This window comes from Pseudoxanthomonas sp. (assembly GCF_035999195.1).
In the GTDB taxonomy this organism is placed as follows: domain Bacteria; phylum Pseudomonadota; class Gammaproteobacteria; order Xanthomonadales; family Xanthomonadaceae; genus Pseudoxanthomonas_A.
On record NZ_DASYGY010000004.1, the window covers coordinates 1 to 15,167 of the forward strand.

The 15,167-nt window shown below is 67.9% G+C and carries 13 protein-coding genes; 1 reads left to right on the forward strand and 12 read right to left on the reverse strand.

Annotation, left to right across the window (positions count from 1 at the left end; translation table 11 throughout):
• Nucleotides 1-387: 387 nt before the first annotated feature.
• From VGN58_RS00650 to VGN58_RS00705, 12 genes are all read right to left on the reverse strand, one after another.
• On the reverse strand, nt 388-786 hold the full coding sequence (locus tag VGN58_RS00650) for a hypothetical protein (RefSeq protein ID WP_327480630.1): 399 nt from the start codon (nt 784-786) through the stop codon (nt 388-390).
• A gap of 459 nt (nt 787-1,245) precedes the next feature.
• Nucleotides 1,246-1,584, reverse strand: coding sequence for a hypothetical protein (locus VGN58_RS00655; RefSeq protein ID WP_327480632.1), 339 nt, complete (start codon nt 1,582-1,584; stop codon nt 1,246-1,248).
• 284 nt (nt 1,585-1,868) lie between these two features.
• On the reverse strand, nt 1,869-5,342 hold the full coding sequence (locus VGN58_RS00660; protein WP_327480634.1) for a PAS domain-containing hybrid sensor histidine kinase/response regulator: 3,474 nt from the start codon (nt 5,340-5,342) through the stop codon (nt 1,869-1,871).
• 64 nt (nt 5,343-5,406) lie between these two features.
• Complete coding sequence (locus VGN58_RS00665; protein ID WP_327480636.1) at nt 5,407-6,804, reverse strand: FAD/NAD(P)-binding protein; 1,398 nt, start codon at nt 6,802-6,804, stop codon at nt 5,407-5,409.
• Between the two features lie 49 nt (nt 6,805-6,853).
• The gene (gene cls / locus VGN58_RS00670; protein ID WP_327480638.1) at nt 6,854-8,263 is read right to left on the reverse strand and encodes a cardiolipin synthase; all 1,410 of its coding nucleotides are present in this window, start codon (nt 8,261-8,263) and stop codon (nt 6,854-6,856) included.
• Nucleotides 8,264-8,571: 308 nt separating this feature from the next.
• Entirely contained in the window at nt 8,572-8,736 is a 165-nt protein-coding gene (gene rpmG, locus VGN58_RS00675; protein WP_027070918.1) for a 50S ribosomal protein L33, read from the reverse strand.
• 13 nt (nt 8,737-8,749) lie between these two features.
• Nucleotides 8,750-8,986, reverse strand: coding sequence for a 50S ribosomal protein L28 (gene rpmB, locus VGN58_RS00680; protein WP_055939185.1), 237 nt, complete (start codon nt 8,984-8,986; stop codon nt 8,750-8,752).
• A gap of 575 nt (nt 8,987-9,561) precedes the next feature.
• Nucleotides 9,562-11,367, reverse strand: coding sequence for a DUF885 domain-containing protein (locus VGN58_RS00685; protein WP_414710738.1), 1,806 nt, complete (start codon nt 11,365-11,367; stop codon nt 9,562-9,564).
• Nucleotides 11,368-11,551: 184 nt separating this feature from the next.
• A complete protein-coding gene (locus VGN58_RS00690) occupies nt 11,552-12,448 on the reverse strand; it encodes a ParB/RepB/Spo0J family partition protein (RefSeq protein WP_327480643.1) in 897 nt (298 codons plus the stop codon).
• A complete protein-coding gene (locus tag VGN58_RS00695; RefSeq protein WP_327480645.1) occupies nt 12,448-13,245 on the reverse strand; it encodes an AAA family ATPase in 798 nt (265 codons plus the stop codon). The genes VGN58_RS00690 and VGN58_RS00695 overlap by 1 nt, the downstream gene beginning before the upstream one ends.
• A 183-nt stretch (nt 13,246-13,428) precedes the next feature.
• Entirely contained in the window at nt 13,429-14,085 is a 657-nt protein-coding gene (gene rsmG, locus VGN58_RS00700) for a 16S rRNA (guanine(527)-N(7))-methyltransferase RsmG (RefSeq protein ID WP_327480647.1), read from the reverse strand.
• Complete coding sequence (locus VGN58_RS00705; RefSeq protein ID WP_327480649.1) at nt 14,082-14,711, reverse strand: 4'-phosphopantetheinyl transferase family protein; 630 nt, start codon at nt 14,709-14,711, stop codon at nt 14,082-14,084. Before VGN58_RS00705 ends, rsmG begins: the two co-directional genes overlap by 4 nt.
• A 174-nt stretch (nt 14,712-14,885) precedes the next feature.
• Here VGN58_RS00705 and VGN58_RS00710 point away from each other — a divergent pair, with 174 nt between their 5' ends.
• A complete protein-coding gene (locus tag VGN58_RS00710) occupies nt 14,886-15,143 on the forward strand; it encodes a GlsB/YeaQ/YmgE family stress response membrane protein (RefSeq protein ID WP_327480651.1) in 258 nt (85 codons plus the stop codon).
• Nucleotides 15,144-15,167 lie beyond the last annotated feature (24 nt).

Here is a 15,167-nt window from a genome sequence, read left to right on the forward strand (position 1 = left end):
ACCCACGCATAACACCAGAATTAAGCCGACCCGCGAAGCGGGTTCGGCTTGAATGAATTGTTATGCGCGCCAAGGTAAACCCGAAGCCCGCGACTCGCAACGGGTCCGGAAAGCCAGGGAGCACGGACAAAGCATCCGCCAACACGGGGCGGGTCGAGGCCAGCAAAGACCGAAGCCGACAGTGCCGCAAGTCCGAAGGTCATGAAGCTATCCTTTGCCGCGCGGCACGAACGCGATGCGTCCGAAGCCGAGTGAAGCGAAGTGCGGAACTGCCAGTCGTCCGGATGAGTCAGCGAGCGACCAACGCCGAAGTCAAAGGTGCGGCGGAAGTCGCAGCATTACCGAAGCCGACAACACCAACACACCTACCCACGCATAACACCGGAATTAAGCCGACCCGCGAAGCGGGTTCGGCTTGAATGAATTGTTAGACCGCACCGCGCCTACCAAGGCAAGAACGGTCACTCCGACAGCTAGCCAGAAGCCACCTTTCACGGCGCCCCACAACTGCATGCTGGCGAAGTACAAGCCTACACAGAACACGATTGATGCAAAAAAGCCTAACCACGCACGACGATAGAGCAGAAGCACTGCAAGGGCTCCGATAGCGCAAGTCGCGGCCCATAGCATCTTTGCCCAAACGGCAATCCCCCACATGGCTAGGAACTCAGGGGTTGCCGGAAAGAATTTGAAGAACAGGTCAAGTGTAACCAGAAGGTGCATGGCAATCAGGAGCGCTAGAAACAATGCGGCTAGTCGGCTTGCGAATGGCGTCTTGGCTTGCATGTCTCTCCTGTGCGGTCTAACACCTGAATTAAGCCGAGCCGCGAAGCGGCTTCGGCTTGAATGAATTGTTAGGCGCGTATGTAAGCTGACAAGACAGCGCCGGGCAAACCGAAGATGAATCCGAAGTAGGGCAAGACGAAACCAGCAATGATTGGCCTTGACTCAACTTTTAGAAGTTTCCAGCGATAGGCTAGGCGAAACGCAAGAGTGTCTGGGAAGCCAATGATTGAGGAGTCGTCAAGGAGTTCTTGCACGTTTCTATCTGGCGGTGGTTTCAAGAAAAGCCGCACGCGTGCCGCGCATGAAATGAAGAACAAGGCAAGTGCTATGGCGAGCACATAGCCCTCTGCGGCGCCACTGACGTCGATTCCTCTGATCACAATGCCGGGACCTTCATTTGCTAGCGCCTAACACCAGAATTAAGCCGACCCGCGAAGCGGGTTCGGCTTGAATGAATTGTTAGGCCTCTCCACCGGGAAGGCCCGCCGCTATAAGCTTAAGCCTTGCGACCGCGTCAGTGGAACCAAAGCGGCCAGCCGCACGATAGCTCTCTTTTACCGCGTCAGTGTCGGAGCAGATCTTGGCAAGAATGGTGTCTGCCACTTGCTGATGGAGGGCAATGCGCGCGGCGTACTTGGCAAGCACGGCTTGACCTGGCTGATCCGACTCGTGGCCGTCCAAGGCAAATGACCAATAGAAGTTGTCGTACTCGGCGCAGAATTCAGCGAACGACGCGTGTCCAGCAGCACACTCGCGCACCAGGTCATCAGCGCGATCTAGGGCTGCAAGGAGATCCATCTCTGTCGGGTAAGAGTTCATTTCTTGAGAGGCCTAACACCTAGTAGACCCCATACATGGGGTGATAACGCCGAGTATTGAACCTTGGCGGAGGGGCGTCAATCGCGGGTTTCATTTGTGACATCAATGTCTTGCGCGAGCGCGCTCCCGTATCGGCTGTTGCTGGCCCGGGCGTTATCGGAACTCGTCGGGAGGCGGGATTATCAGGGGCTTGATGGGGTGATAACGCCGATTACCCCGGGAGTGCGGGTGCCCGATGGAGGTGGGTCCGTGTGCGGCAAGCCTCACTCGCTGGGGGCGGGCATGGCGCTGGGCACGTGGTGGGCGGCGAGGAAGGCGCGCAGGGAAGCCGGCTTCACGGGCTTGGTGAGGAGGCGGTAGCCGCGTTCGCGGGCGTCGCGCTTGAGTTCGTCGCGGCCGTCGGCGGTGAGCAGGGCGCCGGCGACGGGACCAGGACTGGCGGCGCGCAGGGCGTCGAGGGTGGCCAGGCCGTCGAGGCGGTCGTGCAGGTGGTAGTCCACCAGCATCACGGACGGGCCCTCGGCGATCTTCTCCAGGGCTTCGTCGACGGTGGTGGCGGTGATGACGTCCACCTGCCAGCGTCCGAGCAGGGCCTGCATGCCGTCGATGATCTCGCGGTCGTTGTCCACGCAGAGCACGCGCAGGCCGGCCAGCGAATCGCTGGCCAGAGTGTTGCGCCGCGCGGACGCGCGTCGTTCGATCACCTGCGTGCCGCGTGGCACGATGATGCAGAACATGCTGCCGCGATCAACGGTACTGCGGGCATCCAGCTCGTGCTGAAGCAGGCGCGAGATGCGCTGGCAGATGGACAGGCCCAGGCCCAGCCCGCGTTCGCCCCAGTCGAACGGCTGTTGGTAGCGGTGGAACTCGTCGTAGATCTGCCGCATGTGGTTCTCGGGAATGCCGGGGCCGGTATCCCAGACCTGCAGGGCGACCCGTTCTCCCTGCGCGCGCATGCCGATGACGATGCGGCCTTCGCGCGTGTACCGCAGTGCGTTGGCGAGGAAGTTCTGCAGCACGCGACGCAGCAGGCGACGGTCGCTGCGCACGGGGATGGCACGCGCATGAACGCGGAGCTTCAGGCCGCGGCCGGCCGCGACCGGGGCGTACTGCGCCGCCAGCTCGCGCATCAGTTCGCCGGCATCGAAGTCGGTGATCTGGGTCTGCAGCCCGCCGGCATCAAGGCGCGACACGTCGAGCAGGCCGTCCAGCAATTCCTCGGCGGCGCGCAGGGAGGCATCGACGCGTTCGGCCAAGTGCTGGCGCTCCTGCGCCTGTGCATCGGTGCCCTGTTCGCTGTCGCGCAGGGCGCTGACGAACAGGCGCGCGGCATTGAGCGGCTGCAGCACGTCGTGGCTGATCGCCGCCAGGAAGCGCGTGCGCGATTGCTGCGCGTGTTCTGCGGCCTTGCTGCGCTCGGCCACGCGCTGTTCCAGCGTTTCGTTGGTTTCCAGCAGCAGCGCTTCGGCGTGCTTGAAGTCGGTGATGTCGTTGTAGCTGGTGACGTAGCCGCCGCCCGGCAGGGGCTGGCCGCGCATCTCGATCACCTGGCCGTCGGCGCGCACGCGCTCGAAGATGTGCGGTGAACCGGCGCGCATGTAGCGGATGCGCTTGTTGATCTGCGCATCGATGTCGCCCTCGCCCAGCTCGCCGCGCTCGGCGTTGTAGCGGATCAGGTCGGCGACGGGACGGCCGACATAGAGCATGCCGTCGGGATAGCCGAACATCTGCTGGTAGCGCCGGTTCCAGGCGACCAGGCGCATGTCGGGATCCACCACGCTGACGCCGGCGCTGATGTTCTCCAGCGTGGTCGACAGGATCTCGCGGTTGAACCGCAGTTCCTGGCCGGCCTGATCGAGCACCGCCACCACTTCGCCCAGCTCCATGCCCGAGCCGCGCAATACGCTGGTCAGCACGAGGCGCGCGGAGGCGGCGCCGATGGCGGCGGCGAGCAGGCGCTCGGTGAACTGCACCCAGGCGCGGTCGGCCGGGACGTTGGGCTGGTACTCGCGTCCCAGCGCCTGCGCCTGTTCGGCGAATGCGCGGCGCGCATGACGCTCGCCGACCACGCGCTCGGCCAGCGTGCACAGATCGCCGACGCGCACGCTGCCGGGCCATTCGCCGGCGACCAGCGCCGGGCGCTGCGCGTACGGGTCGAGGAACGGCGCGGCACGCAGCCGTTCGTCCACGCCGGGGCGCGAGCGCGCGGACACGATCATCATCGCGCCGGTGTTGACCAGCAGCGACCAGAACGTACCGTGCGTCAGCGTGTCCCAGCCGCTCAGCCCGAACAGCTGCTGCGGGCGCAGCCAGCGGATGCCGAACGGGCCGTCGTGCAGCCACAGCACGTCGAACCAGCCGGCCTGGGTCATGGTCGGCAGCAGCAGCGTGTAGATCCAGGTGGCGAAGCCGAGCACCATGCCGACCTCCACGCCGCGCCGGCTGGCGCCGCGCCAGTACAGGCCGCCGATCAGTCCCGGCGCGAACTGCGCGACCGCCGCGAACGCCATCAGCCCGTACGACGCCAGCGTGCTGTCGTTGCCGCTGCTGCGGTAATAGCTGTACGCCGTCAGCGCCAGCAGCAGGATCGCCACGCGGCGGATCCACAGCACGCGCGAGGCGACGTCCGCTTCGGCGTGATGCTGCGCCCACCCGCGACGCAGCAGCAGCGGCATGACCAGGTCGTTGCTGACCATGGTGGCCAACGCGATGCTGGCCACGATCACCATGCCCGTGGCGGCGGAGAATCCGCCCACGTAGGCGACGATGGCCAGCGCGGTGCGCCCTTCCGCCAGCGGCAGCGCCAGCACATAGCTATCGTCGGCCACGCTGGTGCCGCCGAACAGCGTGGCGCCGGCGGCGGCGATCGGGACCACCATCAGCGAGAACAGCGCCAGGTAGCCGCCGAACAGCCAGCGGGCCTTGCGGATGTCGCCCACGTCGCTGCATTCCACCACCGCCACGTGGAACTGGCGCGGCAGGCAGACGATGGCCAGGAAGCCGAGCAGGGTCTGCGCGATGAAACCCACCGGCGGCGCGTTCTCGAACAGCGTGCGCGCGGAGTCGGTGACGCGGAAGGTGTTCTCGCCCAGCCACAGGTAGGCGAACACGCCCACCGCGATCATCGCCACCAGCTTGACCACCGATTCCAGCGAGATCGCCAGCATCATGCCGTGGTGGTGTTCGGTGGCATCGACCTGGCGCGTGCCGAACAGCGCCGCGAACAGCGCCATCAGCAGCGCGACGTACAGTGCGGGATCGGTGAAGAAGCCGTGCGTGCTGTCGCCGCCGTCGCCGCTGAGCACGCTCAGGCTCATCGCCACGGCCTTGTACTGCAGCGCCAGGTAGGGCACCACGCCGATCAGTGCGATCACCGTCACCAGCGCCGCCAGCCGGCGCGAGCGGCCGTAGCGCGAGGAGATGAAGTCGGCGATGGAGACCGTGTTCTCGCTGCGCGCGATCAGCGCCAGCCGCTCGATGATGCGCCAGCCGAACAGCAGCAGCAGGACCGGTCCCAGGTAGATCGGCAGGTAACCCAGGCCGTTGCGCACCGCGCTGCCGACCGCGCCGTAGAACGTCCACGACGAGCAGTACACCGCCAGCGCCAGGCTGTAGACCACCGGGCGCAGCCACGGACGGTCGGGATACATCGGTCGGCGGTCGCCCCACCACGCCACGCCGAACAGCAGCGCGGCGTAGCCGACGGACACCAACAGCAGGATCCAGCTGGAAACCAACGCCCTCTCCCCGGGGCCCGACCCGTCGCCGAGTGTACCGGCTGCCGCGCGTCGCGGCGGCGGGTCAGGGCGCCGGGACTGCCAGCAGTTCGCGCACGGCCGTCTCGGCCTGGCCGCGCAGTTCGGGGATGGCGATGCTTTCCCAGACGCAGCCGATGCGCAGGCTGCCGAGGATGAAGATGCGCGGCTGCGGACGGCCCTCGGCATCCACCATGCGGCCGTCGCGCGCCGCCTTCAGGCCGATGCCGTGCGGTCCGGGCTGTGCGTGGCCCCTGCCGAGCAGGTCGTGCAGGAGCGGGTTGCGCATGGTCTGCGCACGCATCTCCACGCCGGTGGCGTTGACCACGTAGTCGACGTCGAACTCGTCGGTACGGCCATCGCGGGTATGCGTAGTGATGCGCAGGCGGCGGCCTTCGTCCATCACCGTGTCCAGCCGGCCGCGGTGCAGGCACAGCTGGCCGCGGTCGAGCAGCGCCTGCAGCGTGGCATGCACCTCCGGCGCGATGCGGTGGCGGTGCACGTCCCACTGGCGCACGACATGGCGCAGGAAGCGGCGCTGGTCGGGCAGCGACATCGACTGCCACAGCGCCTGCACGTGCGGACGGATCCGTTCCATCGCCGCCTGCCACGGCAGCCCGTCGGCGACGGCCTGTTTCGCCGCTGCGCGCAGGAAGCGCATGCGCGCGCGCAGGTCCATGACCTGCAGCGGGGCGGGATCGAAGGTCGCCGCGCCGCCATGGCAGTGCGGCAACGGCAGCAGGGCGTGGCGCGACAGCACGTGGATCGTGCCGGTGTGGCCGTTGTCGTGCAGGCTCAGCACGGTATCCACCATGCTCAGGCCCGAACCGACGATGCACAGCTCGGCGTCGACCGGGATCGCCTTCACCGCATCGAAGTCCCACGCCGCCAGCGAACGGCCAGCCGGCAGGTGCGGTGCGCCGCGTGCCGGCAGCGGCTTGGGCGTGTTGCCGACCGCCATCACCACGCCGTTCGCGTGCAAGGCCCCGTGTTCCGCCAGGTGCAGCGTCGCGCCGTCGTCGCGTGCCTCCAGCTCGCATACGCTGTCGCGGATCACCTGCAGCGAGGCGGGGCTCGCGGCGATGGCCTCCTGCAGTCGCGTGCGCAGGTACTCGCCGTAACGGCGGCGTGCGATGAAGGCGTGCGCCAGCGTCTCCCGATCCGCGCCGCCGGGCGGCGTGGTGGCGACCACATAGTCGAGGAAGTCCGCAGGACGGTCATCGAAGGCGCTCATGCGCGCGGCCGGCACGTTGAGCACGTGCTCGCCGTAGGTCGTCGCATAGGCGACGCCCTGCGCCAGCACCTGGCGCGGTTCGATCATCACGATGCGCAGCGGCGTGGTGGCCAGGCGCAGCGCCTGCATCGCCGCCAGCACGCCGCCGGCGCCGCCACCGATGATCGCGAGGTCGCAGGACGGCGGGGGCGTGTCGATCGTAGCGGTCATGGCGCCATTGTAGGCGAACGGCCCGCGGCGTCCGTGCGACGCGATGCCGCTACATCAGCGAATCCGCCAGCCGCGCGACGCCTTCGCGGCTGCGCTGCCAGCCGGGGCGGCGTCGCCACGCATCGCGGTCCACGTGGTCGGCGTGGGCCAGGTACTCGGCCTCGATCGCGCGGATGCGCGCCACCACGTCCGCGTCGTAGCAGACCAGGCCGATCTCGGCATTCAGCGCGAACGAGCGGATGTCCAGGTTGATCGAGCCGACCAGGGCGATGCCGTCGTCCACCGTCAGGTGCTTGGCATGCAGGAAGTGCGGCCGGTACAGTGCGATCTTCACCCCGCAGGCCAGCAGCTCGTCGTAGTACGACTGCTGCGCCCACGCCGTCAGCGTCTGGTTGTTGGTGGCCGACAGTACCAGCTGTACATCCACGCCCGACAGCGCGGCGATGCGCAGGGCGCTGAGCGTGGCATCGTCCGGTACGAAGTAGGGCGTGGTCAGCACCACCTTGTGGCGGGCGAGATGGATCAGCGCATTGACGGTGTCGCGCGCGTTCTCGAACGGATACGCCGGGCCGCTGGGCAGCAGCTGCGCGGCGACGTCCTGCGGCTGCACGCCGAGGTCGGGCTGCACGATCAGGCGCTCGCCGGTCTCGAGGTACCAGTCGCTGGCGAACACGCCTTCCAAGTGGGACACCACCGGTCCCTGCACGCGTGCGACCAGCTCGCGGTTCGGATGCCCGGGCACGAACACCGCATCCGCCAGGTTCTGCGAGCCCACGTAGCCGATCCGGTTGTCGATCACCGCCACCTTGCGGTGGTTGCGCAGGTCCATGCGCCCGCTGCGGCGCCACTGCAGTCCACCCGGCAGCATCGCATGCACCTGCACGCCGGCCGCACGCAGCCGCGCGGTGTAGGCGCGCAGCCCGCGCTTGGCCCCGACCGCATCGAGCAGCAGTCGGCAGGTCACGCCGCGCGACGCGGCGCGGCACAGCGACGCGGCGACGGCGTCGCCCACCGCATCGTCGAACATCAGGTAGTAGAGCAGATGGACCTGCTGCGTGGCGCCGTCGATGTCCTCGAGCAGGGCGCGCAGCGAGGCCTCGTAGTCGTCCAGCAGCACCACCGCGTTGCCATGCGTGGGCATGAAGGCGCCCTGGCGTTCGATCAGCGGCGCCATCTCGGCGGCGGCGCCGCCGTGCGGCGTCCAGCGCAGCGCGCTGAGCGGGCGCTGCTCCTCGCGGATCACATCCGACGCGCGCGCCTGGCGTTCGATCCGCTCGCGCGAAAGCCACGGGTGGCCGAGCAACAGGTACAGCGGCAGCCCGAGTAGCGGGACGAAGCCGACCAGCAACAGCCAGCTGCGCGCGGCCGCCGGCGTGGTCCGGCTGGGAATCCACCACAGCGCCGCAAGACGGATCAGCCAGTCGACGATCAGCAGGGCGGTGCCGTAGGACCAGTCCATGGGGTGGGGGTGTTTGGGGAGGGGGTGGCCGGATTCTGCGTGCAGGAGCGTACAAAGGAAAATCCGGCTTCTCACGGTGGCAGAAACCCCCGCTCTATTCCTTCTCCCCGTGCGCGGGGAGAAGGTGCCCGGAGGGCGGATGAGGGGCAGCTTTCGACTCGCCGAAGCCGGAAAGCAGAAAACCCCGCCGGGGCGGGGTTTTCCTTGAGGCGCTGGATGAACCGCCATGCGGCGGTTGAAAAGCGCTTCCCGCTTTCGCGGGGATGACCTAGTGGCAAAGGCGTTCGCTTCGCGAACGCGCCACTAGGTCACTTGATCTTGCCTTCCTTGTAGATCACGTGCTTGCGCACGACCGGGTCGTACTTCTTGATTTCCATCTTGCCCGGGGTGTTCTTCTTGTTCTTGTCCGTCGTGTAGAAGTGGCCGGTGTTGGCCGAGGAGATCAGACGGATCTTGTCGCGCTTGGATGCCATGGTCGGTTACTCCTCAGATCTTCTCGCCGCGCGCACGCAGCTCGGCCAGGACGGAGTCGATGCCGTTCTTGTCGATGGTGCGCAGCGCGTGCGCGGACACTTTCAGCTTGACCCAGCGGTTTTCGCTGGCGACCCAGAAGCGGCGCTCGTGCAGGTTGGGCAGGAAACGACGACGGGTCTTGTTGTTGGCGTGGCTGACGTTGTTACCCGTCATCACACGCTTGCCGGTCACTTGGCATACGCGGGACATACGCACCTCGATAGATATTCTGTCGCCCATAGCCTGGGAGACGGCGGCCCCACCGCGAGCCAGCGCGGTGCACGAAACGGGCGGAATTTCCGCTGTCGGGAGCAGGCAGGAGACGTGCTTCCTGACCTGCACGGTCATGGACCGGACACAGCTAGCCGCGCATTATGCCGGCGTTTCCCTTGCCCCGCAAGCACTTAGGCGTCCCGCCGGACCGCGGGGGTGGTGGGCCAAGGCCCACCCTACGGGGCCTACGAGGCCACGTTGCAGCCGCCGATGGCCTGGCCGGCCCTGGTCTCGGCGATGCACGGCGCGGATCTGGCTTTCCGCGGCGCAGGTCGGGCCCTGGCCCGACATCGGAGTGCTTCGGGGTCCGCAAGGCCGGACGGGCATGGTGGGCCGAGACCCACCCTACGAGGCCGTGTCGCAACTGACGATGGCCTGGCCGGCCCTGGCCTCGCCGATGTACGGCGCGGATCTGGCCTTCCGGAGGCGTAGGTCGGGCCTTGGCCCGACATCGGAGTGCTTCGGGGTCCGGAAGGCCGGACGGGCACGGTGGGCCAAGGCCCACCCCGTGGTCACGGCGCCGCGGTAGCTGCCTTGCCCGGGCCTGCCTTGCTCTCGGCGATGAAGGCACGGATCTGTTCCTCCAGCACCGGCAGGGTCACCGAGCCCTGCTTCAGCACGGCGTCGTGGAAGGCCTTGATGTCGAATTTCGGGCCCAGCGCCTGCTCGGCCTCGGCGCGCAGGCGGACGATGGCGATCTCGCCCAGCTTGTAGCTCAGTGCCTGCGCCGGCCAGGAGATGTAGCGGTCGACCTCGGTGGTGACTTCGTGCTCGGACAGGGCGGTGTGGTCGCGCAGGTAGGCCAGGGCCTGCTCACGCGTCCAGCCCTTGTGGTGCACGCCGGTGTCGATCACCAGGCGCGCGGCGCGCCACATCTCGTAGGTCAGGCGCCCGAAGTCCTCGTACGGCGTCTCGTAGATGCCCATCTCCTTGCCCAGCTTCTCGGTGTACAGCGCCCAGCCCTCGCCGTAGGCGGAGATGTAGTTGTCGCGGCGGAACGCCGGCTGCTCGCCCTGTTCCTGCGCCAGCGCGGCCTGCAGCGAGTGGCCCGGCGAGGATTCGTGCAGGGTCAGCGCCGGCAGGTTGTAGAGCGGGCGCGAGGGCAGGTCATAGGTGTTCAGCCAGTACGTGCCCAGGCCGCCGCGGCCGGCGGTCCAGAACGGGGCGATGTCGGCCGGCACCTCGACGATGGTGAAGCGCCCGCGTGGCAGCGTGCCGATGTATTTGCCGACCTCGCCGTCGACGCGCTTGGAGATCCACGCCGCGCGCTCGAGCAGTTGCTGCGGCGTCTTCGCGTAGAACTGCGGGTCGGTGCGCAGGAAGGTGAGGAACTCGGCGAACGTGCCCTTGAAGCCGGTCTGCTTGATGACGTCCTGCATCTCGGCCTGGATGCGCGCGACTTCCTTCAGGCCGATCTGGTGGATCTGCTCGGCACTGAGGTCCAGCGTGGTGTACTCGCGGATCTGCTGGGCGTAGAACGCCTTGCCGCCCGGCATGGCTTCGGCCGCCAGCGTGGTGCGCGCCTGCGGCACGTATTCGTTGCGGAAGAACGTCAGCAGCGTGCCGAATGCGGGCACCACCTGCTGGCCGATCGCGTCGCGCACTTCCTTTCGCAGCGCTTCCTGCTCCGCCGCCGGGATGCTGGCGGGCATTTTCTTGTACGGCGTGTAGAACGTGGACTGCTCGGGATCCTTCAGGTCGGCGACGGCGGCGATCGACACGTCGCGGCCGTCCAGCACCGCGCGCGGCACCGTGAAGCCACGCTTCAGGCCGCGGCGCATGTTGGCGATGTGCTGGTCGAAGTAGCGTGGCACGTCGCGCAGGCGCGCGGCATAGGCGCGGTAATCGTCGGCGGTCTTCATCGGCCGCCGCGCCATGAACGACAGGTTCGACCAGAACGACGAGTCCGAATTGAACGGCATTTCGTACGCGCCCAGGCGCACTTCATCGGCCAGGTTTTCCACCTGCGGCCGGTAGATCGCCAGGTTGATGCGGTTCTCCGGCGACAGCTGGCTCGCGTCGATGGCGTCGAGGTCCTTCAGTACCTGCTCCCAGACCTTCAGGCGCGCCTGCTGCGCGTCGGCGCCGACGTCCGGCAGCCGGCGCCGGTTGCCGGTGGTGTCCGCGTCCTCGTCGGCCTGGCCGGTCTGTTCCTGCCGCCATTTCCATTCCTTCTCGTACAGCGCCTGGAAGCGCTGGTCGGCATCGGACGGAGCGAAGGCGAGCGCGTGTAGCGGAGCCAAGGCGAGCAGCAGGGCGGCGGTGCGGAGGTTCAAGGCGGGCCATCCGGTGGAAGCGGAAAGCGGATGGTAATGCAGGGGCGCGATCAGCGCTTTTCTGTAGGAGCGACGTCAGTCGCGACCGCGGGGCACCAGCACCGGGATGCCTTTATCGATCGCGTTGACGCGGGCGATATGCCTCGGTTCTACCGCGTGGTCCAGGGAGGCCGGCAGCGGAAGGGTGCGGTCGCGACTTACGTCGCTCCTACAACAAGCACAAGCCTCACGCCTTCGGACGCAGGCGTTCCAGCACGCCGTCCAGCGTGTCCAGGTCGGTGTACTGGATGATCAGCTTGCCCTTGCCGCCGCGGCCGTGGGCGATGGTGACGCGGGTGCCGAGGGTCTCGGAGAGTTCGGTTTCCAGCGAGGCGATGTCCGGCTGCGGCGCGGCCTTGGCCGGCTTGGCCTTCTTGCCGGTCACCGGCACCTTGCCGGCGGCGAACTGCTGCGCGCGGTGTTCGACTTCTCGCACCGACCAGCCCTGTTCGGCGGCGTCCGAGGCCAGCTTGCTGGCCAGGTCCGGCGACAGCGTCAGCAGGGCGCGGGCGTGGCCCATTTCCAGGCGGCGCGCTTCCAGCAGGGCACGGATGGCCGGCGGCAGTTCCAGCAGGCGCAGCAGGTTGGAGACCGCAGCGCGCGAACGGCCCACCGCTTCGGCGGCTTCGGCATGGGTCAGCGAGAATTCGTTGATCAGGCGCTGCAGCGACTGCGCCTCTTCCAGCGGGTTCAGGTCTTCGCGCTGGATGTTCTCGATCAGCGCCATCGCGATGACGGTACGGTCATCCAGTTCGCGCACGACCACCGGCACTTCGGCCAGGCCGGCTTCCTGCGAGGCGCGCCAGCGGCGTTCGCCCGCGACGATCTCGAACTTGCCGGGCGACAGCTCGCGCACGACGATCGGCTGGATGACGCCCTGCGCCTTGATCGACTCCGCCAGCTCGGTGAGCTTGGCGGCATCCATCTGCATGCGCGGCTGGTACTTGCCCGGCTGCAGCTGCTGCACCGGCAGCGTGCGCAGGGCTTCGCCCGGCTGCGCTTCCGCCGGCGGCGTCTCGGCGCCTTTCGGGCCGAGCAGGGCTTCCAGTCCGCGACCCAGGCCGCGCTTCTTCGGGGCGCTCATCACGCGTGCTCCATGTGCTGCTGTTGCTTCTTGCGGTCGGCCGCGCGACGCAGGATCTCGCCGGCCAGGCCCAGGTAGGCCACGCCGCCGCGCGAGGCGCGGTCGTAGCCGACGATGCTCTGGCCATGGCTCGGCGCTTCGGCCACGCGCACGTTGCGCGGCACGATGGTGCGGAAGACCTTGTCGCCGAAGTGCGTGGTCAGTTCACCGGAGACGGCGTTGGCCAGGTTGTTGCGGATGTCGAACATCGTGCGCAGCACGCCTTCAATCTCCAGGCCGGGATTCAGGCGCGCGCGCAGCGCTTCGATGGTTTCCATCAGCGCCGACAGGCCTTCCAGCGCGTAGTACTCGCACTGCATCGGTACCAGCACCGAATCGGCGGCGGTCAGCGCATTGAGCGTCAGCAGCGACAGCGCCGGCGGGCAGTCGATGATGATGAAGTCGTAGTCGCCGCGGATCGGCTGCAGCGCGCTCTTGAGGCGCTGCTCGCGGCCGTCCACGTCCATCAGCTGGATCTCGGCGGCGGTCAGGTCGATGTTGCCCGGCATCAGGTCGAAGCCCTCGGGCGTGGTGACCACCGCGGCCCGCGCGTCCACTTCGCCCAGCAGCACGTCGCAGGTGGACGCATCCACCTCGCGCTTGTCCACGCCGCTGCCCATCGTCGCATTGCCCTGCGCATCCAGGTCGACCAGCAGCACCCGTTGCGGCGCGCGCGCCAGCGCGGCGGCCAGGTTCACGGCGGTGGTGGTCTTGCCGACTCCGCCTTTCTGGTTGGCGACGGCGATGATGCGGGCCATGCGAGGGCGCCTTATCGGATCCGGGGTGAGGGGGGATTATGCGGGCTGGGGCGGGGCCGTGCGAAATCAGGAGTACGGGCAACGCGGCGATGGCCGGTCACCTGCCCGGAAGAACGCGGTGAACGATCAGGGCAGCGCCAGTCTTTTCAACGGCTTAGGCGTGCAGGTGGACGGCGGGCGCCCTCAGTCTCGGCGCACGACGACCATGTGGCGCTCGCCGACCAGGCCCGGCACGGCCAGCGGCTCGATCCTGTCCACCGACCAGCCGGCCGGCAGCGCCGCGATCTCCTCATCGGGCCGCACGCCTTTCATGGCCAGCAGCGCGCCGCCGGGCTTCAGTAGGTGACCGCCGACCTCGATGATGCCGGCCAGCACGTCGAGCGCGCGCGCGGTGAGCGCGTCGTAGGCCTGCGGTTCGTCCAGTGCTTCGGCACGCGATTCGGCGACGCGCGCGTTGTCCAGCTTCAGCGTACGCACGGCTTCGCGCAGGAAGCGCGCCTTCTTGCCGTTGCTCTCCACCAGGGTCACCCGCAGGCCGGGCTTGGCGATGGCCAGCGGAATGCCGGGCAGGCCGGGACCGGTGCCGAGGTCGGCCAGCGCGCCGCCGTTCGCGGCCAGGTCGTCGACGAACGGGTACATCGCCAGCGAGTCCAGCAGGTGGCGGGTGACCATCTCGCGCGGGTCGCGGATGGCGGTGAGGTTGTAGGTCCGGTTCCAGCGGTCGAGCAGGGCCAGGTAGGCGAGCAGGCGCGGCGCCAGCGCGTCGGCGTCCAGCCCCAGCGCGGCGAGGCCACGGTGCAGCTCGTCGCGCAGGTCGGCGGAAAAGGCGGTGTCGTTCATCGCGCCATTATCGCAGGCCGCCAGGCGGCGCCGCGCGGATGCCAGGCGAGCGCGGCGCGATACCCTGGCGCGGCGCTCCACTCGTGCAGGTGCCAGTCGTCGGCGCGACCAAGCGACGGATCGCAGGCGGCCAGGCGTGTGCCGTCGTCTTCGAGCCGGACATGGAAGCGATGGAGGCCGAAGGAGATGCCCTGACCATGCGCCTTCAGCACCGCTTCCTTGACGCACCACAAGCGCAGGAAGGCCAGCGTCCGCGCCTCCTCGTCATCGAGGGACCGCAACCATGCGGTCTCGTGTGGATGGTAGAAGCGGTGCGCCAGCTCCATCGCGCGTGGACGCGGCCGCAGGCGTTCGATATCCACGCCCAGTTCGATGTCTTCGCCCAGGGCGAGCAGCAGGCGCTCGCCGCTGTGGCTCCAGCCGGTTTCCAGACGGTGCAGCGGGGCGATGAAGTGCGGGCGTCCCTGCGCATCGCGGGTGATCGGCAGCGCGCTCGGCGGCATGCCGAGCGCACGCGACAGGTGGGCGCGGGCGGTCGGCTCGCCGCGCTGTCGGGGCGCGTGCGGCAGCAGCCAGAGCGAGATGCCGTCCCGATGCCAGTCCGCAGGCGTGTCGCGCCAACTCACGTTGACGACCCGGTCCCGTGGTGCGCCACAGCGTGCAAGCCTGCGGCGATGGCGTTATCAAACACGGGCACGGAGGCTTCCCCCACAGGATTAACGACGGTTTCACGCAGTGCGTTGGAGATTGAAGCGTGCCCCGCGCCAAGGGGTCCTGTCCATCGAGGGAGAAGCGACGCAATGAATTTTCTCATCTATCTGATCGTGGGTGGCATCGCGGGCTGGCTGGCGAGCATCGTCATGAAGCGCGATGGTTCGCAGGGGATCATCCTGAATGTGGTGGTCGGCATCATCGGCGGTTTCCTCGGCGGCTGGCTGCTGCCGATGCTGGGGCTGGGCCTCGGTGGGGGCTGGGTGGGCTTCCTCATCACCGCCTTCATCGGCGCCGTGGTGCTGCTGCTGATCGTCAACCTGTTCACCCGCGGTCGCGCGAGGTAACGGTTCCGCTGCGGCCGCGTGCGC